Below are 24,149 nucleotides of genomic sequence, written 5' to 3'. Positions count from 1 at the left end.
TCTAAATACTTCTGGCTTTCTTCATGCTTAGTATCAGGCAAAAAGTGAAAACCACAGCTATGCTTAGCGCTGTGCAATCAGGAAGACGCGCTATGCTAAACCACATTATTTTTGTTCAGTCATCCGTTGCCCTGGCGGCCGCGACCTCAGCAATGCCAGAGTACATAACCCTGCCATTTATCGCGCAGTGCGCTTTCGCAGCTGCGCTTGTCATCGTACCGCTGGTATTGCTAACTGTCTGCCGTACGTTCATCGCCGATACGCAGAAAATTATCAGTATGGCTGGTGCACTGCTTGTTTTATGCGGCATTCACCAGCTATTCACTGTCACTAATCCGCAGTATGCCTTAAACAATTTGACGACTATGACAGCGCTGTTAACCACGGCTATTTTGTTGTTCGTTCTGGTTAGTACCGTCTGGGCGCGCTATGCGACAGTAAAGCCCACTCGTAATAGAACTTTAGAAAATAATAGGCAAAAAGCAAATACGGCTCAGGATATTTGTATCACTACCACAATGCGAGCAATGCAGACATGGCCCGGTCCACACTGGCAGAGCTTTGAGAAATGTCCGGTGGGCGCGCACGTATACTATTGCCGTGGCGATAAGCTTATTCTTGCCTATCAGAATGCTGCAGCCATTGCGTTGACGGATTATCAGGCAACGATTGATCAGGACACAATTGAAGATGCAATTCCCTGCAATCTGACAGAAGCACTGCTCAGCCGCCTTATAGATATCGCTAACGGGTATGACATACCACCTGGCGACGACCAGGAAAATGAAGCATTGTCAGCCGGCCCCTTTTGCTTTAGTGCAAGCCAGACTGAACAAGGCCAGTTGCTTTTGTTGTTCTGGCAATCACCATCCGACATAACATCCGATTCAGAAGCGCAGCCCCTCCCCCAATACAGTCAGACGATGGTTTCACGGGCAATAAACGGCTCTATTGCAGGGGTGTATATTTACGCTGCAGAGCGAAGTAAGCACGTATTTGTTAATGAGCGATATACCGAAATCACGGGCTATGCGCCGGACTATATCGCCCGGCTGTCTACATCAGATCTATTGTCTTTAGTCCACGAGGATGACCGACACAGGGTCGCCAGCCATTTTACAAAATTGCTTCAGTCGAATGACCAGGCAGGTGCGCTGACAGACCATATACAATATCGCTTTCGCCACGCAAACGGCTACTGGGTATGGTTACTTGCTCAGGATGTGGTATTTGAAAGAACCGAGCACGCTGTGACTCAGATAATGGGTAGCTTTTTAGATATAACGCCTATCAGAAATATGCAGGAAAAACTGCAAAGCACACGGGATGAAGCGCATAAAGCCAGCCTGGCCAAATCCGCATTTATGGCGAATATGAGCCATGAAATTCGCACGCCCATGAATGCAGTGCTGGCACTGACGGATATGGTTTTGAAGATGGAGCTGGGCGGACGGCAGCGCGAATATCTCAATCAGGTTCACGCTTCTTCGCGTTGGTTACTTCAGATCCTCAACGACATTCTGGACTACTCGAAACTTGAAGCGAATAAGCTGGAAATTAATAGTGACCCCTTTGATTTGTTTGCGTTACTTTCTGAAGTCATGCAACTTTTTACTGCAACCGCGTTACAGAAAGGGCTAGACCTTCGCTGTGAAGTCAGTCCAACCTGTCTTCGCTATGTTGAGGGCGATCATGTGAGGCTTCGACAGATACTGACTAATTTACTGGGTAATGCCCTGAAATTTACCGAACAGGGTTTCATTTGCCTGACAGTAACAACGGTGAAGCGCACATCAGAAAAAGACTATGTAGTCTCATTCAACGTGCGCGATACGGGCATTGGTATTGCCCCTAACAATATTGCCCCACTGTTTGCACCTTTTTCTCAGGCTGACAGCTCGATAAGCCGACAATATGGCGGCAGCGGTTTGGGCTTAACAATATGTAAGCGATTAGCGCAGCTGCTAAACGGTGATATTTCTGTCAGCAGTAAACCGGATGAGGGCAGCGAATTTACGCTCTCAGTGCCATTAAAGGCGCAGGCAAACGCGTCACCTGAGTCATCGCTGAAAAATAAACGCGTAACACTGTTTTCAGATATCGACGATAATGTGAAGCTATTGAAACAGTACTGCGCGCGCGGGGCGTACCACCTACAGGACAGCCTGACGCTCTCAGCGCTAAGCGCGTACCAGTCAGCGACAGACTTTCTCATTATAGATATCAGCTCGCTTACCCATAGCCAGTGCAAAGCGATACTGTCAGCCATTTTTACTCATTCTCACAATACCCATGTCGAGGCAGGTATCGTAGTGCTTAGCACACTAACTGCATACAGCGATAACGTTTGTGACGTTATGCTGAATCTGCCCTCACGCTGGGTCTGTCATCCTTTGCTCCCCTCTGATCTCGAGCGAGCCATGCTCGACCTGCTACCTGAGACGAATAGCGTGCGCCCGCGCTCGCAAGCGTTTAGCCCGACAGACTTCACTGGTAGTCGCGTATTGGTCGTTGAGGATAACGCAGCCAATCAATATGTAGCGCGTGAATTACTCCAGACCCTGAACATCACCGTGGATGTTGCAAACAGCGGTGCGTGCGCATTGGCAATGTTTAAAGAACAAAAGTATGACATTGTTCTTATGGATATACAGATGCCGGGGTTAGATGGATTTGAAACTGCCACCGCCATTCGGCGGTTGCCGGATGGCGGCGACGTCCCGGTAATAGCCTTATCGGCTGCGGCTGCCGACCATGACCGGCAAAAGTCCATTGAGGCGGGCATGGATGCGCACATCGCTAAACCCATAGATATAAACATACTCGAATCCACGTTGAAGAAATGGCTGATTCCGCAAGACAACCTCGCTCATATCCAGGCTGCAAAAGCGGTTGAAGAATGTTTGCCCGCCAGCCAGCATCTGGATAGCTTTGACATAAAAAGAGCGCTCGCCAGGATAGCGAATGACACTGCAGTGTTAAGGCAATTGCTCAACGATTTTTATCATCAGTATAAAGATGTGGCTCAAAAAGGCGGCATTCATATAGTCGACGGCATGCCCGACGAAGTAACGCTGCACACCCTGAAGGGCCTGTCAGAAGCGATAGGCGCCACGAATCTGTCTGCCCTGTGTGCCGAAGCAATGAGGGAAAGTGAACAGAGCGCGCTTACCGAACAGATTGAACAGGAATTAATTCGTGTTATCAGCTGCATAAGGCAATGGCTCTCAGAAACCAATTTGCCAGCCAAGCCTAATAATGATCAGCCAGACCCAGCCGATATTACACGGTTGCAGCAGACGCTGGAGGACGGCACTTATATCAGCACCAGTGAAACCAGCGCTTATCATGCGCTGTTAACGCGGCAATTTGGCGAGGAAGCAGCGGCGCCGATAGTCAGGTCTATGCATAATCTGGATTATAGTCAGGCACTGAACCAGCTTAAGAAGCTTATTAATAAATAATAGCCGGGGCCAGAGAATCTAAGCAGCTGTTTTGGGTGGCTTATCTGGGTAGATTATCTCGGTGGATCTGCACGCCCTGCCCGCGTTGTATTCAAACGAAACCAGGACGCAATAGAATAACGATCCTTTTTAGCTGGTAACACCTCATGTTCAAAAACTTCACTCAGGAACAAGACCATAGTACCCAATTGGGGCAGTATTTTGGTGCCAGTGTGGTCATTATTGTCTGCGTACATCACAAGCTGACCACCATCATCTGCTGACCATTGCGGGTTGAGATAAGTAACCAGCGACAGCACCCGATTAGATTCACCGCGAAACGCATCAACGTGCCGCTTATAAAAATCACCTTTTTGATAATAAGCAAAGTGACTTTCTACTGAAAACAGACCCAGGAACAGACGGCGGTTAAGGTGTGTTTTGAGCATTTCCAGCCAATCCAGCCATTCCTTTCCAGTCGGGGACGTTCCGTCTATCCAGCAGACCTTATCACTTCGGATCTTTTCGTCATGGTGAAAGTTCTGTTTACGGCCTATGCCAGCCTCGTCAAACAGCTCACCGTTCAACTGACGGTAATAGTGGTAAAGCTCATGCGCCATCGTATCAGGTAGCGCCTGCGGTATAACGGCAACACCGTGTTTTTCCAGCGCATCGGCAATCTGGTCAAATAATGGCGAAAAGTCGACATCCGCGACGGTGGTACAAGGTGGGATTTGTTCGAACTGCATTGCTGTGCTGATGCAATATAAAGGTGGCGCTTTATACTACGCTCCTGCCAGTTCGGCAAGATAATCTTATCTGGTATTTCAATCATCTGCGTAGATTTAACGAACCTAATCCAAACCGGGTATTAACCTGTACAAATAATCCTGTAGTAATCCCTTGTGATTCGTCACAAAATACTACTTCCTACCCATAATTTTTGTATATGAAAGGCGGTAATGTATGAGTCAGGACCAGACCAGCGTTGAGGATACAGAACACCATCTGGAACTCCGCAACCTTCGGCTTGATGACTATAATGATGTAAAGACATTGATGGACAAAGTGTATGTCAATGTCGGTGGGGCCTGGCCGTATAAAAACTTTAAGGCACAGGTCAATACTTTTCCTGACGGGCAGATTTGTATAGAAGATAAAGGCAAAGTGGTGGCTTTCGCTATCTCTGTCATTGTTGACTATGAGCAATTTGGTGATAAGCATAGCTATGATGAAATTACCGGCGACGCTTATTTGTCCACCCACGATCCAAACGGTGACGTTCTTTACGGCGTTGAGGTCATCGTCTGCCCCGAATACCGCGGATTGCGACTGGGACGCCGATTATACGAGGCGCGTAAAGAGCTGTGCCGTAATCTGAATTTAAAGTCGATTATGGCTGGCGGGCGTATTCCTAACTACGCTAACTATGCAAATGAAATGAGCCCGTATGAATATATTGAACAGGTAAAGTCAAAAGACATTTACGATCCTATTTTAACGTTCCAGCTGTCTAACGGCTTTGAGGTTAAACAGGTTCTGACCGCTTATCTGCCTGAAGACGAAGCATCTAAAGGCTACGCAACATTGTTGCAATGGCACAATATTTATTTTGAGCCTGATAGCCCAAGTCTGATTGAAGGCAAAAAGTCCAGTGCCCGGATCGGCTGCATTCAGTGGCAGATGCGTTACTTCAATAATGTCGAAGAACTTTTACAACAAGCAGAGTATTTTGTTGATGCCCTGTCTGATTATGGCTGCGATGTGGCACTGTTCCCTGAGTTTTTCAACGCGCCGCTAATGGGACTTAGCCCGGGTGAGTCGTCGATTGATGCTATCTGGCATCTGGCCACTTACACAGATGAAATCCTTACCGCGATGTCGCACCTGGCAGTGTCGTACAACATCAACGTCATTGCTGGCTCAATGCCGGTGGTCGAAGACGACGAGCTGTACAATGTTGCCTATGTTTGCAAGCGCGATGGCACCATAGAAAGCCAGTACAAACTGCATCCCACTCCGCATGAGAAAAAAGACTGGATCATGAAAGGCGGTGACAGCCTGAAAGTATTTGATACCGACTTTGGCAAAATCGGCGTACTTATCTGTTATGACGTCGAATTTCCTGAGTTGGGACGTGTACTGTCTGAACAGGAAATGCAGATTTTGTTCGTGCCGTTTTGGACCGATACAAAAAATGGCTACCTGCGGGTACGTCGCTGTGCGCAGGCGCGTGCAATTGAAAACGAATGTTATGTAGCTATTGCAGGTAGTGTTGGTAATCTGCCAAAAGTAGATAATGTTGACATCCAGTATGGTCAGACAGCTGTGTTCTCACCTTCTGATTTTGCATTTCCACATGATGCTATCGTTTCAGAAACAACGCCGAATACAGAAATGACGTTAATTGTAGATTTGGATTTGGACAAACTGAATCGTTTGCAAAACGAAGGCTCGGTACGTAACTACCTTGACCGACGCCGTGATTTGTATCGGGTAGACTGGATAGGAAACCGATAGCGAAACCCGGCCACGGAAGGCCAGTTCACATTCACTGGTGTACTAATTGCATCTGACATTTGAACCTGAGCGTTATTTTACGGATAATGCAATTACTGACGGGTTTTTAATCGGCTCACAATAATCAATTTGTTCCTGGCGATAGCGCGGTTCCGTTAGATACAGGCTGACATTAGCTTTCATGCTGAATAAGCGATACTATGCTGCGCTGCAGATTTCGCCGGAAAATGTGGATATAAAGGTAATATGGCAAACGATTCCAGAGATGATGATTTCCCAACAATTCGATTGGATGACGAAGATCGTCGCGACTATCAAAAGCAACGACATGCAGCAGCGCATACAATAAAAAGTGAAGGGACTGCTGACGCCCCTCCCCCTAAAGACAATGAAAAGCCGGCACGCTCTGGAGCCAGTACATTTTTTGTTGTCATTGCTCTGTTGATAGCACTTGGTGGTTTAGGCGGCTGTTATTATTTATATACACTGTTGCAGCAACAGCAGGCTGTAGCTGATGATGCAGAGTCTCGACTGGCTGAGCTTGAGAGAAAACTCAGCGCAACTGATGAGGAAATGGGTGAGTCCACCGTTGCACTTCAGGTCAAGGTTAATGAGCTATCCGAAAAATCTCAGGAATTGTGGGAGCAAATGGATAAGCTTTGGGCGTCAGCGTGGCGTCGTAACCAGAAAGAGATAACTGAACTTAATGACAAAGTGAACGGGATGGAGAAATCCCTGACAGCGTCTGTTAAAACGGTTGCTGATGATGTTGATACACACCAGAGCCGTCTGACTTCTATCAACAACCAGCTGGCATCACTGGCTGATGAATTGCTGGCGCTGAACGTGGCAATTGAACAGGTTAATAGCGATAAAACCCAACAGGCTCGAAGTGTTAAGAATGTTAACGATAAGCTTAGCGTTTTAGAAAAGCGTAATAACACACTGGCAAGTCGAATCAGTTCGCTGGAAAACGAAATTCGCGATATTGCGACTAAGGTTGTTAGTTCGCCCTCCGGTTCCGGAAGCGGCGCTGGCGGTCAATAATCACCAGAACCGGGCGATTGCCCGGTTTTTTGTATCTGTGTTGTTAGATATAGTTTTAATTTCATTGGGCAGGGAATGCTATGAAATTGCGTTATATAATTTTAAGCGCTGCGACTTTGTCCGTTCTCTCCGGCTATTTTCTCTTTTATCAAACCACATACACTGAAAAACCTGCTTCTGCTACTCTGTCTGTCAGGGTATCGTCTGGAGCAGTTGAAGAAAGGACTCTGCTCCCTGAAAAACACCGTGACAAGCCAGGCTCAGCGACTACATCTGCTATAGTAAACTGCCCTACACCTTCTAATCCATCTGAGGTCGAGATAACGCAAATAGAAGACGACATCCAGCGAATAGCTGATACTCACGAGAGTGCGCAACAGGCAGATGCCCTTATTTTAGCGCTCCATATATCTGCTGGTGAAAGAATAAAAAGAATGTCCACTTATCTCGAACGTAAAGGTGAACATCCGGCACTGCTCAGGGAGGCAGTCAGACTATGCGCGTTATCTCCAGCTCAACCAAATTGCAGCATGCTGACCGAGGCATCGGCGCTTGCGAATACAGATGACGCAGCAAACTGGCTATCTGTGGCACAGTTTTATGCTGCAACTGACAACGATCAGAAGGTCGTTTATGCGTTAAACGAATTACTTGATGCGCCCCAATTTAACAGTGCTTATGCTGATTACATCAGGCGTGCGTTATACCTCTTATCGTCTGGGAAAAGCATAAGTGAGTATCAAGTAGTAATGTATGGTACTGGTACATGGGCGGCTACTGCTGTACCACTTTCTGCATTAAAGCGTTGGTGTAAAGACCGACGCCAACATAGCTATCATAGTGACCTTTGCGCCCGTGTGGGCCAGACACTATTCTCACGTGCAAAGGAAACGTCGCTGAAAATAGCCGGACAGCAAATATTACGCTCAACCCTTCAGGAACCGGAGCAATTAAAAAGGATATCGCAAATCCAGCATCAGACCGATGCGCTCAGCAACTGGCCCCCTGCCCGGCGTTTAGATTTCGCACGCTCGGCCAACCTGATGGCATATGACGATACTTTGATAACAGTGTGGCTTGATACACTGGAATACCAGGGAGAAGAAGCTGCAACCGATATGCTGATTAAAGAAGCAACGCTTAAATCTCAGAATCCGTTTTACACACCCTGCCCGCGTCCGGGTTTATAGACCCTCATTAACAAGCATTAACGATTTACTCACTACCTGCATTATCACTTTCTGCCACAGTCCGTAGCCGGTAAAGGCGATATTCCGACATTCTGTAAGGTTCCACCTTATATTTGGTTTGCAGGTATGCTGTCAGGTCAATCAGTTCAGACACAGTGAGTTGGTTGTTAATTGTCGGCATTTTAGATTTGCCGTTTTCACTTGTAAGGCTGACAGGTAAACGCGGATTCAGTTTATGAGATGGATTAATGATACTGGTCACCAGTTCGCCATAAGTTTTTACTTTGGTACTGGTTCCACCAAGCTTCACTGGCTGTGACAATAAATAGCGATGATCATCATCAACTTCAACACCCTCGATTTGATGGCAGTCAATACACTGATATTTAAGTAAGACTTGTTTACCGTTGGCAGCATCACCCTGAGGTAAACTAAAGCCCCGTGGTGAATTTGCACCATCGCTGCAGCCTGCAAGTAACACGCATGATAAGCCTATCAGGGGAAGAATTTTCATGGCCCGTTCCTCTATGATTTTTATAAGCATAGCCCAACAGAGTAAAACTGCGGATTGACTATTGGGCTATGCACATCATCGCACCATGTTTAAGTCCGTTTATTGATTTAACGCAATCGTTAAAAGTAAATGTCCAGTTCCATGGCATAAACAGTTTCAGCATCTTTTTCCCCGGTAAGGAAAAGCTTAATCATGTAATCCCCTCTGTCGATTTCGATATAATCGCGATAGTGAAAGGCATCTGATCCGGCAATATCCAGCGCTTCATTCAGGGGTTGGCCGTAGTAAAAAGACATGAACTTCCAAGGCTGAGCCGGTGTGTCGCCAAACTGTATTAATTCTGGCTCAACAAGCACTTTGCTAATGGTATCGCCTATCGCACTGACAGCTGTATGCCCATCGTATAAATAAAGCCTGGTGCCGCGGTCGATTTTTGACTCACCGAACGGTGCTGATGGAATTGCTGATATTGTGACACTGTTTTGCGTATTCTCAGCGTCCAGCAGTGATGCAAGGAAAGTTAAAAACTGGTTATTAGCATCGTAAACAGACGTAAGCATACCATCCGGAAACGAAAACGCCTGATTGCTCAATTCAAAGCCATTCAGATTAACAGTGCGATATTCTTGATTATTAGCCAGATACTCGTCCGTCAGCGCTGTTAAACGTTGCCCTTCCTGCTGCTTTCCTTGTGCTAATTTTTTATATTCGGCCTGCTCAAGCTTTTGCCCTTTTTCATACTTTCCTAACAACTCCCACTTTCTTTCATCAAAACGATCGTCAAAAGGAATTTCGTTAAGCAGGCGATAGCGGAAAAAGTCAGATTCAGTACTAATTTTTTTAAGTTCGCTATCATGAAAAGTGAGCCAGTGATTACGCCCATAACTCATAACCTTCCAATCACGCAATGGTGAAAAGATAAATGACGGTGTACCGAAAGTCTCAAGCACTTTCTCCACGCTATCGCCAGGATTGATACCGTATACTCCCTGCTGCAAATCCACCTTTCGACTGCTAATATCGGGCTGAGCGTCGTTGGTGTTGAGTTCGATAGTCATCTCACGGCCGATCTTCGTTTTTACTGTTACGCCAAAATCTACCTGAAAAGCGCCATCTGGTGCTACCGGCGTCATTTCGCGTACAACACCTGGTTTATCGTCACATGAACGAATAAATTCAGCCGTTAACCAAAGTCGATTATTCCGATGACCGGAAAGCTGAACCTTCCTGTCTACCAATGCGATAGCATCGGCACCACTTTCGGTAGCTGCTTGTTGAAGTCGCTGCAGAATTTTTTGGTTTTCCTGGTCTATCTCATTTGTTACCGCCCGATCTGGCAGATGCCCCGATAAGGTGACCACATCGATAACTTCATAATCACATGCCGGATACTGGCTTAGGAACTGCGCATCTGCTGTAGTGTTCGAAGAGTGAGCATGTGCAATAGCACAGGAGAGCGAACCGGCCATAGCTAAACAGGCCATTGATAAAGTCCTTTTCATAACACCTCCATTATTATTTGTTACTAACATGCGATTAACACAACGCAAAGTCAACAGGTGCTCCGCAAGTTTAACAGACGAAAAAAAAGCGCCTTGAAGGCGCTTTTCTCAGAAAAACCAATCTTAACGACGGATACCAAGACGCTTGATAAGATCAAGGTAACGCTGTGCGTTTTTACCTTTAAGGTAATCAAGAAGCTTACGACGCTGGCTAACCATGCGCAGCAGACCACGACGAGAGTGGTGATCTTGCTTATGGCTGGCAAAATGCGACTGAAGCTTGCCGATATTGTGCGTTAACAGTGCGATTTGCACTTCCGGTGAACCAGTATCACCTTCTTTAACGCCATATTCAGCGATGATGTTCGCGGTTTCTTCTTTAGTTAGTGACATAATATTCTCCTGATTGAGAGTGAAAGCTGGCCGATCACTAATTCAGCCAGCTTAATAAGAGCGCGTATTATAAAGGGCTCGCGCTGTGGCGCAAGCCCGGATTTCTTAATTCTCTATAATTCGTAAACAACTCGCCGTTTAGGGTTAACAAAAACCGTATCCGCAGATGCTGAAGGCTGATCTTTAGGCTGTAGAACACCTTCGCCGACACCCAGAAAAACAGGTCCTGCATCACCGTTATGATAAACTCGGTAATATTGCCCTTCACTGTATAACGCATCTTCGCTTACCCTGACACTTTGACCATTCTCAAAACGTCTTTTGTCGCTATCTGTAAGTGTTACAGCACTAATACGGTCAACGGCGGTGTCCATGGGTAACAGTAAACTATCCATTTGCGAGAAATCGTCGTTATCAACGACCTCCCTCATAGCTTCAAGCTGTTCAATGGTAACCATTTTTTCAGTTGGATAATCAGCAACTTCGGTACGATGTAAAGCAGTTACGTACGCCCCGCACCCCAGCTTCTGACCCAAATCATCGACCAAAGAGCGAATATAAGTGCCCTTGCTGCACTTTATACGCATAGAAACATAAGGTAACGACATGGCTGTGACTTCAAGCTCGTAGATTTCTATATCTCTGGGCGGTCTGTCTATTTCTATTCCCTGCCGGGCATAAAAATACAAAGGCTTCCCCTGATGCTTTAGTGCCGAAAACATGGATGGCACCTGCTGACTCTTACCCTTAAAGCTCAGACAGGCTTTTTCAACCTCAGATTCACTTACCGACACAGGGCGTTCTTCTACTACCTCGCCATCAGCATCTGACGTCGTCGTGCGCACACCCAGCTGTGCAGTTACCTCATAGGTCTTTTCCGCATCCAGTAGAAACTGTGAAAACTTGGTGGCTTCCCCCAGACAAATCGGTAACATGCCCGATGCTAAAGGATCCAGTGCGCCTGTATGACCGGCCTTTTGCGCCTGAAACAGCCAGCGAACTTTCTGAAGCAGTTGATTAGAGGAGCCGCCAACAGGTTTGTTCAACAACAGGATACCGTTGACCGCGCGGCCCTTGCGTCTTCTTGCCATTTAGTTTTGCTCTTCCTCGTCGTCCTGTTGTCTCGCCTTATCATTGGCGACCACTTCAGAAACCAAACTCGAGATACGCATACCTTCTGTAATCGAAGTATCCTGGAAAAAGTGAAGATGAGGCACTGAGCGCATTCGTAAGCGCTTAGCCAGCAAACCCCGAATGAATCCCATGTATTCATTGAGCTGCTTTATTTGCGCTTTATCATCAACATCCTCACCATAAATCGTCACGAACACCTTCGCGTGCGCAAGATCTCTGGAGACTTCGACATCTGATACAGTGATGAGCGGTAAGTCACCCACCCGGTGTTTGTATTCATTTTGTATGATACTGGCAACTTCTTTATGAACTTGCTGACCTACTCGGTCTGTGCGAGAAAATTCCCGTGCCATAACTTCCCCCTGCATATGCTATACAGACAAAAACGGGGGCGTATCGCCCCCGCTTTATTTATGCCTGACGCTGATTAGATCTCGCGAGCAACCTCAACCGTCTCGAAAACTTCGATTTGGTCGCCCACTTTAACATCGTTATAGTTCTTAACGCCGATACCACATTCCATACCATTACGTACTTCCTGGACATCATCTTTATAACGACGCAGCGACTCAAGTTCGCCCTCGTAGATTACAACGTTCTCACGCAGTACACGGATCGGTGCGCTACGCTTGATAATGCCTTCTGTAACCATACAACCGGCAATTGCACCCAGCTTAGGCGACTTGAAGACATCGCGAACTTCTGCCAGACCGATGATTTCCTGTCTGAATTCAGGCGCCAGCATACCGCTCATTGCTGCTTTAACTTCATCAATCAGGTTATAGATAACACTGTAATAGCGCAGATCGATTTCTTCGGCTTCCAGCATACGACGTGCAGACGCATCAGCACGAACGTTAAAGCCAAGTACGATAGCGCCAGAAGCTGCTGCCAGAGAGGCATCTGTTTCCGTGATACCGCCAACACCGCTACCAACGATGTTAACTTTAACTTCTGCTGTAGATAGCTTAGCCAGAGATTCAGCAATCGCCTCAACAGAACCCTGTACATCAGCTTTAAGTACGATGTTAAGTTCGCTGACTTCACCGGTTTCCATGTTAGCAAACATGTTTTCCAGCTTGGCTTTCTGTTGACGAGCCAGTTTAAGCTCACGTTTCTTCTGATGACGCTTAGAAGCAACTTCACGCGCCTTACGCTCGTCTCGTACCACTGCTGCATCTTCACCAGCAACAGGTACACCAGACAAACCTAATACTTCTACAGGTGTAGATGGACCTGCCACTTTGATTTCCTGACCATGCTCATCACGCATAGCACGAACGCGGCCGTATTCTTCACCACATAACAGAATATCGCCGGATTTAAGCTCACCTTCCTGAATCAATACCGATGCAACCGGACCACGACCTTTATCCAGACGTGATTCAATAACAATACCGCGACCAGGGCCTTTCTCTACGGCCAGCAGATCAAGAACTTCTGCCTGTAGATTGATGGCTTCAAGTAAGTCGTCAACACCCATACCTGTTTTAGCAGATACGTTTACAAACTGATGATCACCACCCCATTCTTCTGAGATAACCTCAAGCTGAGACAGTTCAGTTTTAACACGATCCGGATCGGCAGTTTCTTTGTCCATCTTGTTAACCGCAACGATTAACGGAACACCAGCTGCGCGACTATGCTGAATCGCTTCTTTGGTTTGCGGCATAACGCCGTCATCGGCAGCAACTACCAATACAACAATGTCTGTTGCATTAGCACCACGCGCACGCATTGCAGTAAACGCCGCGTGTCCGGGAGTATCCAGGAACGTAACATCGCCGGTTTCGCCCTGTACTTTATAAGCACCTATATGCTGGGTGATACCGCCGGCTTCACCATCAGCAACCTTAGCGCGACGGATATAATCAAGCAGTGACGTCTTACCATGGTCAACGTGACCCATAATGGTAACAACTGGCGCGCGGGATACTTTTTCGCCGTCCTCGGTACCTTCTGCTAACAGTTCTTCCTCAAGCGCGTTATCGTTGACCAACTCATATTTGTGGCCTAACTCTTCAACCACCAGAACAGCTGTATCCTGGTCGAGCACCTGATTGATTGTTGCCATCTCGCCCATTTTCATCATGGCTTTGATAACGGCATTCGATTTGATAGCTAGCTTACTGGCCAGCTCGCCCACAGTAATTGTCGCGCCAAGTTTAACAACACGCTCTACTGGTTGGGCAGGTTTATTAAAGCTTTGCTTCAAATGTTCTCCTGCGTTTTTCTTCGACTTTTTACGACGTCGAGAAGAGCGCTCTACCTGCAAATCTTCTTCGTCTTCAGCTTCCTGCGCATAGCGGTTAGAGTGGAGGTGAACCTCTTCGGCCTCTTCACGCTTACGACGCTCTTCTTCTTCTTTCCAACGTCTTTCGTTTTCTTCAGCCAGTTTGCGTGCTTCATCAGCAGCACGTTTGGCCTCTTCTTCATATTTCTTCTGAGCTTCAGCTTCCTGAGCCTTACGCAAGCGCTCTTCTTCCTGACGTGCTGCTTCTGCTGCTGCTTTTTCCTCTTCGGTCATTTCAGATTCATCATCATCTGAACCTTCCTCAGCGCGCTTGGCAGCAGCTTCTTTAGCTTTCGCTTCTTCAGCTTTGCGCGCTTCTTCAGCGGCTTTCTTCGCATTCGCGGCTTTCTTCGCTTTTTCTTCAGCGATACGCTTCGCTTCTGCTTCAGCAGCGGCTCTTTCTTCCGCCTCCTGCTTCAGACGCGCTTCTTCCTCTTCCTTGCGCTTTTGCTCTTCAACGTCACTACGCTTTACGTAAGTACGCTTCTTGCGCACTTCAACCTTCACTGACTTAGACTTGCCCACATTTAATGTGCTGGTCGTCTTACGTTTCAGTGTCATTCGTTGTGGCTCGCCGGTGCCTGCGGCATTTCCATGCTGCTTGCTCAGATGATCAAGCAGTTGTCGTTTTTCGTCTTCAGTCACCTGGTCACCGGCATTTTTGCTCATGCCGGCATCTTTAAATTGACTTACCAGACGGTCAACGGTTGTTCCGATGTCACTGGCGAGTTTTTCTACAGATACTTCTGCCATTACGTGTTTATCCCCTTGTTGACCTTATTCTTCGTTAAACCAGACGATATTACGAGCCGCCATGATAAGCGCACCGGCTTTTTCATCGTCCAGCTCTTCAATATCATTGATGTCATCAGTACCCTGCTCTGCCAGCTCTTCTAAATCTGAAATACCGCGGGCAGCCAGTTGATTAGCAATCTCCTGCGACATACCGTCAAGATTAAGCAGTGCCTCAGTAGGTGCTTTACCCTCAGCAGTTTCTTCAGATGCCAGTGCACGGGTTGTTAAAATAGCGCGAGCACGATTTCTCAGCTCTTCCACCATTTCTTCTTCCATACCTTCGATGGCAAGCAGCTCGCTGGCAGGAACATATGCGACTTCTTCCAGCGTACTGAAACCTTCATCGATCAGAACCAATGCGAAGTCTTCATCGATATCCAGGTATTCGGTGAACAGCGTCAATACCTTGGAGTTTTCTTCTTCGTGCTTCGCATTCAAATCTTCAATGGTCATCACGTTCAGTTCCCAGCCAGTTAACTGACTGGCAAGACGTACATTCTGACCGTTACGCCCGATTGCCTGAGCCAGGTTATCTGCCTCTACCGCTACATCCATAGTATTGCTGTCTTCATCAACAACGATAGATGCCACTTCGGCCGGCGCCATCGCATTGATAACAAACTGGGCGGGGTTCTCATCCCAAAGGACGATATCGACACGCTCACCGCCAAGTTCACCCGACACTGCCTGAACACGTGAACCACGCATACCTACGCATGCACCTACCGGGTCCAGACGCTTGTCGTTGGTTTTAACCGCAATTTTTGCGCGCGAACCCGGATCACGGGCCGCTGATTTAATTTCCAGCGTCTCTTCTGCAATCTCTGGGACTTCTAACCGGAAAAGCTCTACCAACATATCCGGATGCGTACGGCTTACAAATAATTGCGCACCACGAGCCTCAGGACGAATGACGTATAACAAACCGCGAACACGATCGCCGGGACGGAATGTCTCGCGCGGTAGCATATCGTCACGATAAATTACGCCTTCTGCGTTGTTACCCAAATCGACAATGATATTGTCGCGGTTAACTTTCTTGACGGTTCCGGTGACAAGTTCACCAACTTTGTCTTCATACTCAGCAATCATCTGAGCACGTTCTGCTTCACGTACTTTTTGTACGATAACCTGCTTGGCCGTTTGTGTAGTAATACGGTCGAACTTGATAGATTCAATTTGTTCTTCCACATACTCGCCGGGCTGAATTTCAGGCTCGTCGATCTGCGCTGCTGACAGCGTCAGTTCTGCATACGGATTTTGTTGTTCCTGATCGTCAGGGATAACCAGCCAGCGGCGGAATGTATCAAAGTCACCTGTTGTCTGATCGATACAAACCCGTACTTCTATGTCGCCGTCGTTCTTCTTTTTTGTGGCACTGGCAATTGCAAACTCCAGCGCTTCAAAGATCTTTTCCCGCGGCACTTGTTTTTCATTTGAAACGGCTTCCGCCACTAACAAAATTTCTTTATTCATTTTCGCCTCACTAATGCTTCCTAATGAAAGCGCGTGCTGTTCCTGTTAGTCGAATGTGGGAACAACGGTAGCTTTATCGATATTCGCCACAGCTAACTGGAACTGCTGGCCATCCACTTCAATACTCACCGTGCCATTTTCGCAACTAATGAGTTGTCCTTTAAAATTACGTCTGTTTTCCATTGGCATCGCCAGACGAATCTGTACCACTTCACCGACAGCCTGTTGAAAGTGCTTTTCTTTAAACAGCGGCCGGTCCATACCAGGTGAGGAAACTTCCAGATTATATTCGGTGCTAATCGGGTCTTCGACATCAAGAATGGCGCTCACCTGATAACTGACGTCCGCACAATCATCCACGGTTATGCCATTTTCGTGATCAATAAATACACGCAAAATTGAGTGTTTACCGGCACGAACAAACTCAACCCCAACCAATTCGAAGCCAAGGGCTTCCACAGCGGGTTCAAGCATCTCGGTCAGTTTATCTTCAAGTTTTGCCAATCCTAACCTCCAAAAACAAAAAAAGGGCCTATTAGCCCAACCTTTTACGTTACCCTGTCTGAGCAGCACCGGCTCAATATAAATACAACAAAAAGCCCCGGACCAGCGGGGCTTTTCATAAAAAACTGAACCCTAACTACCAGACTGGCAGTTGCACGCGTTTAATCCGTACTAAAACAAATTAAACGGCTGAGTGACCTGTCACGATCATCATAGAGACAGACCCAGCGAGTCGATGGCGCATAGTATACTGATTCAGCGCCCCTTTAGCAACCTGCGCTAGTCATCTTTCCAGTAAGCTTTAATGGTCAGAATCTCGTCCAGATTGTCTATCAGCAGGTCGATAAGACGAGGCTCGAAGTGGATGCCTTTTTGTTCCTGCATAAATGCCAGCGTTTTATCCACGCTCCAGGCTTCTTTATAAGGACGCTTGCTGGTCAGTGCGTCAAATACGTCCGCTACGGCCACAATACGCCCCTCGACAGGAATAGCTTCTTTGGACAATCCTTGCGGATACCCTGTGCCATCCCACTTTTCGTGATGCGTCAGCGCAACAGACTTTGCAATACGCAGCAGTTCACTATCACCATCAGCCAGTATTTCTGCACCAATCTGTGGATGCGTCTTCATCACCGCAAATTCTTCATCGGTCAACTTGCCGGGCTTAAGCAAAATATTATCCGGGATACCGATTTTACCAATATCGTGCATTGGCGCGGCGTGAAGTAGCGTCTCAGCCTGCTCTGCCGAGAACCCGTAAGCGCGGGCAAGCACCTTTGAGTAATGGCTCATACGAAGAACATGCATGCCGGTTTCGTTATCTTTATATTCAGCGGCCCGCCCTAAGCGCTGAACGACCTCCAGCCGTGTGAGTTTAAGTTCTTCCGCTTTTACAAGCGATAAATGTGTGGCAACCCGTGCTTTGACAACCGGCGCAGATACCGGCTTGGTAATATAATCTACGCCTCCGACCTCAAACCCTCTGGCCTCATCGTGTTCCTCTTCCAGAGCGGTGACGAAAATAACCGGTACTGCGGCAGTATCAGGGTTTGATTTAAGTGCGATACACAACTCAAATCCTGTCATCTGAGGCATCATAACGTCAGATAAAATAAGATCTGGTTGCTTTTGTCCCGCAAGACGAAGTGCTTCTTCACCACTTTTGGCAAAAATCAGCTGATAATCCTTAGCCAGAATGGTATTCAGAACCCGTAGATTGACCGGCTCATCATCCACCAACAGAAGCGTTGGTTTAGGCGCTGTTTGCTGCATTATCGACCTCTTGTACTACTTCAAGGGATGAAATCAGCTCATCTGCCAGTACCGTGGCCTGATCAAACTCGAAATCATCAATCAGATTAATGATGCGTTCCAATTGCTCATGATAGCGTCCTGCATTGATATTACGTATTTTTTCTAAATTATTGTCGTCGAGCTGATGTTCACTGATACTGGCACGCAAGGACTGCAATAAGCCTGTCAGCTGTTGCCAGTCAATGGCACTACTGCTTTCAGCCTGCGCTGGCTGTTCAGCAAACTCTGGCAGCGCGAGAAGCGTTTTCACGTGCTGCCGAATGCGTGTTACCTGTTCCTCATTACAGGGATCCTGTTCGACACTGGCGAACATACCATGCAATTTTTCCAGTGCGAGATTACCGGCCACGCCCTTAAGCGAATGGGCCAGTCTGGTAGCTTCATCCGGCGCGTTTTGTCTTATTTCTGTTGCCAGCATCTCCAGCTCAGTGACAAGTTTATCGGCAAAACGCCTGACTTCCTCAATGTGACGTTCTTTGTCTGCCCACAAAGCCTCACCCTTTTTCCAGTTAACAGCTTGCCGGGTGGTTGTACTGTGCCTGACCTGACGCTGATGAGTATCATCCAGCTCACCTAACACACGGGCGATTTCAGTATACAACTGGTCATAATCAACCGGCTTATTAGCAAAGCCTTCCATGCCTGCGTTGCGGGCGTCGTGCTTATCCTGAACCAGCACACTGGCAGTGAGCGCGATTATAGGGATGTGAGCCGCACCGGTGTTGGCTTCAAATTCGCGGCGTTTTCTGGCAGCAGTCAGGCCATCCATTACAGGCATTTGAAGATCCATCAGTACAACGTCATAGTTGGAAGCTTTCATTTTTTCCAGTGCCTCCAGCCCATTTCCGGCCACGTCTACGTGGTGGTTGTCACGTTGCAGAAGCAGTGCGATCAGATCGCTGTTTTGCTCAATATCATCCACAACCAGGACACGGCGTGGTGTTAGCGATATGGTATGTGATGCCTGCTTGAGAACCGGACGTTTTACTGGCTCAAGTGGCAACTCGAAGGTAAATGTCGAACCTTTCGCAATTTCACTGCTAGCTGTAATTTTGCCTCCCATAAGCTCAACCAGTTGTTTGCTTATAGTAGTACCGAGCCCGGTCCCGCCAAACCGACGGCTCATTGATGCGTCAGCCTGCGCAAATGCATCAAATACGCGCGCGAGCTGTTCCTGCGTCATACCAATGCCGGTATCCGTTATTACAAACTTTACGCTGCTATCCTGTGAACTAATTGAAAGAGAAATACTGCCTTTTTCAGTAAACTTAACAGCATTACCAATCAGGTTACTTAGGACCTGACGAATCCGCTCGGGAACGCCGTTGTACGCGGCAGCCAAATGCTTATCAAGGTCGACATTGAGTAATAATGATTTTCGCTGCGCCTCGAGCCAGAATGTACTGATTACGGTGTCTACCTCATCGGTAAGAATAAAATCTCTGTACTCAAGCTCAAGTTTGCCTTTCTCCAGTTTCGCACTGTTTAGAATATCATTCAGTAAATGCAGTAAAGATCGAGCTGAACGGTTAATTGTGGCGCAGTGTTTATGTTGAGTATCGTTCAGATTTTCATCCAGCAATAAATCACTAAATCCGATAATTGCATTCATCGGAGTACGGATCTCGTGGCTCATGTTAGCCATGAACGCTGCCCGGGTAGCAGCGGCCTGCTCTGCAACATCCTTCGCGACAACCAGTTCTTCTTCCATCTGGCGGCGCTCAGTAATATCGAAGATAAAACCGTCCAGCCAACTGGTATTGCCCTTTTCATTGCGCACCATCATGCCTTGCTCGCGCATCCACCGGACACTACCATCTTTATGGATGATTCTGTATTCAATGGAAAATGCATCCTGTGACTTTACCGAATCAGAAATAATATGCAGGTCGTCTGGGTGGCAAATATCCATAAAGCTGATTGACGGATTGGGGTGAGTAAACGCACTCGCCGGATAACCGGTTATTCCCTCAACAGCATCGGTGATAAAAAGCATCGGCCAGGAAGGTTCATTGAGACAACGAAACGCGATACCCGGCACATTAGAGAAGAACGAGCGAAATTTGGCTTCACTCTCCCGTAAAGCCTGCTCCATTTTCATCCGTTCGCTGATGTCGCTGATGAATGCGATAAAGTAATGTTTATGGTTCACCCGAGTATGGCCGACACCGACTCTTACCGGTACTTCCTGTCCCGATTTGTGTAAAGCAGTCACATCACGGTTCCCACCAATAACTTTATCCCAGATACGACTTTTCTGAGGCTGCTCACTAAACAGTTGCATGTATTCGGTACGGCGAGCATGAGGAATTACCTGATAGACGGATGTATTTTTAAGTTCTGCAGGTGTAAAGCCCAGAATCTGTCCCAGTGCAGGATTTGCCTCCAGTACCACGCCGTTACCGTCGATCGTCATTACGCCATCAACAGCGGTATCCATAATGGCCCGAAGCGTTTTTTCACTTTCCAGTGCTCTGGTGGATGTATTTCTGTACTTAATAAGCAGGGTTACACCCAATACCAGCGTAATAATGACGATTACGATCACACTGATAAGTGCTGCCAGCAACAGCGACATTTCACTGCTTTGACCCGAGGCTGCCATATTCTCAGGCCTTACAAACCGCGCAGCTGCCATACCTGTATAATGCATACCACAGATTGCCAGGCCCATGACCAGACTGGCGATAGCGTTGACACGACGTCCTGTTCCGCGCAGCCCCTTAATTCTGTTCAGTCCATACCGAATCCACAGTGCCAGCATTGCCAGCACTACCGCAACTAAAATAGACAGGCCAAACATCGTAGGGTCATAGCGCAGCATCGGTCCCATTTGCATCGCGGCCATTCCAGCATAATGCATGCTACCTATCCCTGCCCCTACCAGTACGCCACCAAGCATTATATGCGCGCGCCGAAGTTGAGAGTGACATAGTATGTGAAGTGCGACCCAGGCAGCTATCCAACCGGGGATAAATGACAGGGCAGTCAGCCCCCAGTCGTAACTGACTGTGGTGTTAAGGTTAAATGCCAGCATGCCAACAAAGTGCATACCCCAAATACCGGCACCCAGTGCCATACTTCCCACGCCTAGAAGTATTTGCTTTTGTGAAAGTTTGATAGCAGTGCCTACCTGCCCCGCCACCGAAAACGCCATGAAGGAGGCAAAAACCGCAATGGCGAGTGACAGCATGACCAGGCCCGTATCGTAACTTCCCTGGACGATAGCGCTATCTGCCGGAATAAGAAATTGTGATGATAACCACTGCATCATGAATGTACCCGAATCGAAAAGACTTTTTAAACGTCGACGCACCAGCTACCTGAAGAGGAAAAAGCAACACGCAATCTTAATGCTCTTTAACTCATCGACTGGTCACCGGTTTTCTTGATTGAGAAGGCGTGTAGTTAATACTTTTGTAGTATCAAGATTATCATTATCCGGGAAGCAGACTGCAGAAGTTCTTATACACAGGTATTAATCCCAATACTCAAATATAAAGATACATAAGATAAAGGCCATGAAGCACTTAATATGATGTTTGAGCGTTCTCGTAAGAAATTACTGTGGGTTATTGGTGTTTGGGCTAAATTGAAAGAAAAAAATGTATAAGAAAGGAACAAAAAAGCCGCTTTTGCAAGCGGCTTAAAAGTGGTTGCGGGAGCTGGATTTGAACCAACGACCTTCGGGTTATGAGCCCGACGAGCTACCAGACTGCTCCATCCCGCGTCTGTTCGGAAATTTGTGAAGAAAAGTGGTTGCGGGAGCTGGATTTGAACCAACGACCTTCGGGTTATGAGCCCGACGAGCTACCAGACTGCTCCATCCCGCGACTGTTTATTACTGCGATAGTTATCGCTTTTACTTCACACACTACATATTGTAGCAAACGTAACACGCTAAAAAGCCTGTCACTGAATAGTGGTTGCGGGAGCTGGATTTGAACCAACGACCTTCGGGTTATGAGCCCGACGAGCTACCAGACTGCTCCATCCCGCGACTGTTCTGCTCAGACAGGCTTGTCGGCCTGCTCGAGTGGTGCGTATTATACATAGCGCCGACACAATGACAAGGTCCGCAACAGACAATATTGCATTTATTTGACTAAGCGATGAATAATCAAACTATCTGACCATTTTTAACGCAATTAGTGCCTTATTCGCTACTTTAGTACTTAGCGAAACTTCTCCATTTTTTCTGCCAGCTTGAAATCAAGCTCTGTCAGACCGCCAGCATCATGTGTGGTGAGCGTCACCTCTACCTTATTATATACGTTGAACCATTCAGGATGGTGCACCAGTTTTTCTGCCCAGATAGCCATCTGTGACATCCAGCCAAAAGCGCGGATAAAGCTCTTAAACTTGAAGGTCTTAGAAATCTTATCATCGTTAAGTATCCATTCCCCTGAGTCACCTGCTAGTGCGTTTAATTCAGCAAGTGCTGACTTTATCTGTTCGTCGGATAATTTCTCAGCCATGACATTCCTCTCATCTTTTCCAAAAACATGAATCAGAACATTAGCACGTTAGCCTTTCCGAGTTGACTCTTCGATGCCGTTTTAATTTCTTATAAGCGCACAGCTACATTTACACCATCATTTTGTGTCTGTTTTTCAATGACTAAGTATTTTTTTCCCACGAACGGCAATATCGCGACACTACAGAAGTCCTAGTGACAACTGAACTTACCGTAAGAAATATTTGTATTGAAATTAGCGGCTTAACTTTCATTCATCTAAAACAGGAGCGCAGCTGACATTACTATGGATTTGCCTAAACTTGACGAGTTCTACAAACTTATAAACGGAAAGTTACAGACGTGGCTGGAAGAAGGCATCAAGCATTTGCCCAATATGGTAGTGGCAATTGTTATAGCAATTGCGTTCGGCCTTATCGCCAAAGCAGCAGGAAGTGCACTTCAACGTATTCTTCGACGTGCATTTGAATCACGTCAGATTGCTGATCTTATTACAGCGATTGCCAAAGCACTTATCACCATTGCCGGAATTTTCATTGCGCTGGATTTTGTAGGACTGCAAGGCACGGTAACATCACTGCTTGCTGGTGCCGGCATCGTGGGCCTGGCAATCGGTTTTGCCTTTCAGGATCTTACCGAAAACTTCATAGCCGGTATTGCAATGGGTATCCGTAAACCTTTTGAGATAGGCGATGTTATTGAAGCCAGCGGCGTATTCGGCAACGTGAAATCAATCAACTTACGCAATACATTGGTTGAGACTTTTCATGGTCAGCTTGAAATCATTCCGAATAAAATTCTGTTTCGCAATATCCTGACTAACTATAGCACGCTTGGGTATCGACGCATTGAGGTCCCTGTGGGTATCTCATATGCCGATGATCCTGTAAAAGCCAGAGAAGTTATCGTAGAGGCGATCAACCAGCGCGACTATGTCATACAGAAAGAGGAAACCGAGGTTTATGCAGAATCTTTTGGTGACAGCAGCGTAAACCTTCTGGTCTGGTTCTGGATAAAGTATCCCGGCGAACACGGCTACATGGATGTACGCCATGATGCCGTTGTTACAGTAAGAAAAACGCTGGCTGACAATGACATACTTATCCCGTTCCCAATTCGTACACTCGATTTTGATGCCAAAGGGGGTAAACAACTTGATGGCATGTTAAATGCAGTTGAATCTGCAGAAAATAAGTCGTCATCTGGTGATGGCGAAAATGAAACTGGCCAAAAGCCCGGTAGTACTCAGTCAGCAGGACGCGCTGATGCACCCGGAGAGGGCGACGGGGCCGACCATGCTTAAACACAAACGCAAAGTAAGGAAATAGTATGAAAGTAGCAACAAATGCACGTTACCTGGTAATCCTAATGGCTTTTCTTGGCTCACTGGTGACAGGCTGCGCCACTGTTGAAGGTGCGGGTGAAGATATTCAGTCAGCCGGTGAAGCTGTTGAAGATACAGCTGAAGACGCATCTAACTAATAGCGCTTCACATCATGTAAAAGGCCGCCACTGCGGCCTTTTTTATTGTCTGGCAATCTGTTGAA

Annotated in this window: 18 protein-coding genes and 3 tRNA genes; 6 read left to right on the top strand and 15 right to left on the bottom strand. The window is 47.1% G+C overall.

Going from position 1 to position 24,149, the window contains the following annotated elements:
* The first annotated feature begins 92 nt into the window (after positions 1-92).
* Complete coding sequence (locus tag FBQ74_RS07140) at positions 93-3,464, top strand: PAS domain-containing hybrid sensor histidine kinase/response regulator (RefSeq protein ID WP_168190628.1); 3,372 nt, start codon at positions 93-95, stop codon at positions 3,462-3,464.
* A 53-nt stretch (positions 3,465-3,517) separates the two neighbouring features.
* Here FBQ74_RS07140 and FBQ74_RS07135 read toward each other — a convergent pair whose 3' ends face one another.
* Positions 3,518-4,192, bottom strand: a complete 675-nt coding sequence (locus tag FBQ74_RS07135) for a 2OG-Fe(II) oxygenase (protein ID WP_139756018.1) — start codon at positions 4,190-4,192, stop codon at positions 3,518-3,520.
* Between the two features lie 217 nt (positions 4,193-4,409).
* Here FBQ74_RS07135 and FBQ74_RS07130 point away from each other — a divergent pair, with 217 nt between their 5' ends.
* The 3 genes from FBQ74_RS07130 (at position 4,410) to FBQ74_RS07120 (ending at position 8,200) form a co-directional block, all read left to right on the top strand.
* Positions 4,410-5,963, top strand: coding sequence for a bifunctional GNAT family N-acetyltransferase/carbon-nitrogen hydrolase family protein (locus FBQ74_RS07130; RefSeq protein WP_139756017.1), 1,554 nt, complete (start codon positions 4,410-4,412; stop codon positions 5,961-5,963).
* A gap of 246 nt (positions 5,964-6,209) precedes the next feature.
* The gene (locus FBQ74_RS07125) at positions 6,210-7,010 is read left to right on the top strand and encodes a hypothetical protein (protein WP_139756016.1); all 801 of its coding nucleotides are present in this window, start codon (positions 6,210-6,212) and stop codon (positions 7,008-7,010) included.
* An 80-nt stretch (positions 7,011-7,090) separates the two neighbouring features.
* The gene (locus FBQ74_RS07120; RefSeq protein ID WP_139756015.1) at positions 7,091-8,200 is read left to right on the top strand and encodes a hypothetical protein; all 1,110 of its coding nucleotides are present in this window, start codon (positions 7,091-7,093) and stop codon (positions 8,198-8,200) included.
* 25 nt (positions 8,201-8,225) lie between these two features.
* Here the strand turns inward: FBQ74_RS07120 and FBQ74_RS07115 are convergent, their stop codons facing one another.
* From FBQ74_RS07115 to FBQ74_RS07050, 14 genes are all read right to left on the bottom strand, one after another.
* A complete protein-coding gene (locus FBQ74_RS07115) occupies positions 8,226-8,714 on the bottom strand; it encodes a c-type cytochrome (RefSeq protein WP_139756014.1) in 489 nt (162 codons plus the stop codon).
* Positions 8,715-8,833: 119 nt separating this feature from the next.
* Entirely contained in the window at positions 8,834-10,216 is a 1,383-nt protein-coding gene (locus FBQ74_RS07110) for a hypothetical protein (RefSeq protein WP_139756013.1), read from the bottom strand.
* A 123-nt stretch (positions 10,217-10,339) separates the two neighbouring features.
* Entirely contained in the window at positions 10,340-10,609 is a 270-nt protein-coding gene (gene rpsO / locus FBQ74_RS07105; RefSeq protein ID WP_139756012.1) for a 30S ribosomal protein S15, read from the bottom strand.
* Between the two features lie 113 nt (positions 10,610-10,722).
* Complete coding sequence (gene truB / locus FBQ74_RS07100; protein WP_139756011.1) at positions 10,723-11,700, bottom strand: tRNA pseudouridine(55) synthase TruB; 978 nt, start codon at positions 11,698-11,700, stop codon at positions 10,723-10,725.
* A complete protein-coding gene (rbfA, locus tag FBQ74_RS07095; RefSeq protein ID WP_139756010.1) occupies positions 11,701-12,096 on the bottom strand; it encodes a 30S ribosome-binding factor RbfA in 396 nt (131 codons plus the stop codon). It abuts the gene before it with no gap.
* Between the two features lie 74 nt (positions 12,097-12,170).
* Positions 12,171-14,789, bottom strand: coding sequence for a translation initiation factor IF-2 (infB, locus tag FBQ74_RS07090; protein WP_139756009.1), 2,619 nt, complete (start codon positions 14,787-14,789; stop codon positions 12,171-12,173).
* A gap of 24 nt (positions 14,790-14,813) precedes the next feature.
* A complete protein-coding gene (gene nusA, locus FBQ74_RS07085) occupies positions 14,814-16,307 on the bottom strand; it encodes a transcription termination factor NusA (protein ID WP_139756008.1) in 1,494 nt (497 codons plus the stop codon).
* Between the two features lie 45 nt (positions 16,308-16,352).
* On the bottom strand, positions 16,353-16,811 hold the full coding sequence (gene rimP, locus FBQ74_RS07080) for a ribosome maturation factor RimP (protein WP_139756007.1): 459 nt from the start codon (positions 16,809-16,811) through the stop codon (positions 16,353-16,355).
* Positions 16,812-17,090: 279 nt separating this feature from the next.
* Positions 17,091-18,083, bottom strand: a complete 993-nt coding sequence (locus FBQ74_RS07075; RefSeq protein WP_139756006.1) for a response regulator — start codon at positions 18,081-18,083, stop codon at positions 17,091-17,093.
* A complete protein-coding gene (locus FBQ74_RS07070; protein WP_139756005.1) occupies positions 18,064-21,399 on the bottom strand; it encodes an MHYT domain-containing protein in 3,336 nt (1,111 codons plus the stop codon). Before FBQ74_RS07070 ends, FBQ74_RS07075 begins: the two co-directional genes overlap by 20 nt.
* A 379-nt stretch (positions 21,400-21,778) precedes the next feature.
* Positions 21,779-21,855, bottom strand: a tRNA-Met gene (locus FBQ74_RS07065).
* Between the two features lie 26 nt (positions 21,856-21,881).
* Positions 21,882-21,958 (bottom strand) — tRNA-Met (locus FBQ74_RS07060).
* A 90-nt stretch (positions 21,959-22,048) separates the two neighbouring features.
* Positions 22,049-22,125, bottom strand: a tRNA-Met gene (locus FBQ74_RS07055).
* Between the two features lie 175 nt (positions 22,126-22,300).
* Positions 22,301-22,603 (bottom strand): 4a-hydroxytetrahydrobiopterin dehydratase, encoded by a 303-nt coding sequence (locus tag FBQ74_RS07050; protein WP_139756004.1) that lies wholly within the window; start codon positions 22,601-22,603, stop codon positions 22,301-22,303.
* Positions 22,604-22,888: 285 nt separating this feature from the next.
* Between FBQ74_RS07050 and FBQ74_RS07045 the strand changes: the two genes are divergently transcribed.
* Entirely contained in the window at positions 22,889-23,905 is a 1,017-nt protein-coding gene (locus tag FBQ74_RS07045; protein WP_139756003.1) for a mechanosensitive ion channel family protein, read from the top strand.
* A 65-nt stretch (positions 23,906-23,970) separates the two neighbouring features.
* Positions 23,971-24,084 (top strand): entericidin A/B family lipoprotein, encoded by a 114-nt coding sequence (locus FBQ74_RS07040; protein ID WP_408641354.1) that lies wholly within the window; start codon positions 23,971-23,973, stop codon positions 24,082-24,084.
* The last annotated feature ends 65 nt before the right edge of the window (positions 24,085-24,149 follow it).

The organism is Salinimonas iocasae, assembly GCF_006228385.1.
GTDB lineage: Bacteria > Pseudomonadota > Gammaproteobacteria > Enterobacterales > Alteromonadaceae > Alteromonas > Alteromonas iocasae.
Note: the sequence above shows the minus strand (reverse complement) of the source record. Positions and strands in the feature narration are given on the sequence as shown.

What these genes read in the sequence shown, in the direction of transcription:
- FBQ74_RS07125 (WP_139756016.1), top strand. Translation starts at nt 6,210, where the DNA reads ATGGCAAACGATTCCAGAGATGATGATTTCCCAACAATTCGATTGGAT.
- FBQ74_RS07110 (WP_139756013.1), bottom strand. Translation starts at nt 10,216, where the DNA reads ATGAAAAGGACTTTATCAATGGCCTGTTTAGCTATGGCCGGTTCGCTC.
- FBQ74_RS07045 (WP_139756003.1), top strand. Translation starts at nt 22,889, where the DNA reads ATGGATTTGCCTAAACTTGACGAGTTCTACAAACTTATAAACGGAAAG.
- FBQ74_RS07040 (WP_408641354.1), top strand. Translation starts at nt 23,971, where the DNA reads ATGGCTTTTCTTGGCTCACTGGTGACAGGCTGCGCCACTGTTGAAGGT.
- FBQ74_RS07120 (WP_139756015.1), top strand. Translation starts at nt 7,091, where the DNA reads ATGAAATTGCGTTATATAATTTTAAGCGCTGCGACTTTGTCCGTTCTC.
- FBQ74_RS07050 (WP_139756004.1), bottom strand. Translation starts at nt 22,603, where the DNA reads ATGGCTGAGAAATTATCCGACGAACAGATAAAGTCAGCACTTGCTGAA.
- truB (WP_139756011.1), bottom strand. Translation starts at nt 11,700, where the DNA reads ATGGCAAGAAGACGCAAGGGCCGCGCGGTCAACGGTATCCTGTTGTTG.
- rbfA (WP_139756010.1), bottom strand. Translation starts at nt 12,096, where the DNA reads ATGGCACGGGAATTTTCTCGCACAGACCGAGTAGGTCAGCAAGTTCAT.
- FBQ74_RS07135 (WP_139756018.1), bottom strand. Translation starts at nt 4,192, where the DNA reads ATGCAGTTCGAACAAATCCCACCTTGTACCACCGTCGCGGATGTCGAC.
- FBQ74_RS07130 (WP_139756017.1), top strand. Translation starts at nt 4,410, where the DNA reads ATGAGTCAGGACCAGACCAGCGTTGAGGATACAGAACACCATCTGGAA.
- FBQ74_RS07070 (WP_139756005.1), bottom strand. Translation starts at nt 21,399, where the DNA reads ATGATGCAGTGGTTATCATCACAATTTCTTATTCCGGCAGATAGCGCT.
- FBQ74_RS07115 (WP_139756014.1), bottom strand. Translation starts at nt 8,714, where the DNA reads ATGAAAATTCTTCCCCTGATAGGCTTATCATGCGTGTTACTTGCAGGC.
- infB (WP_139756009.1), bottom strand. Translation starts at nt 14,789, where the DNA reads ATGGCAGAAGTATCTGTAGAAAAACTCGCCAGTGACATCGGAACAACC.
- FBQ74_RS07075 (WP_139756006.1), bottom strand. Translation starts at nt 18,083, where the DNA reads ATGCAGCAAACAGCGCCTAAACCAACGCTTCTGTTGGTGGATGATGAG.
- nusA (WP_139756008.1), bottom strand. Translation starts at nt 16,307, where the DNA reads ATGAATAAAGAAATTTTGTTAGTGGCGGAAGCCGTTTCAAATGAAAAA.
- rpsO (WP_139756012.1), bottom strand. Translation starts at nt 10,609, where the DNA reads ATGTCACTAACTAAAGAAGAAACCGCGAACATCATCGCTGAATATGGC.
- FBQ74_RS07140 (WP_168190628.1), top strand. Translation starts at nt 93, where the DNA reads ATGCTAAACCACATTATTTTTGTTCAGTCATCCGTTGCCCTGGCGGCC.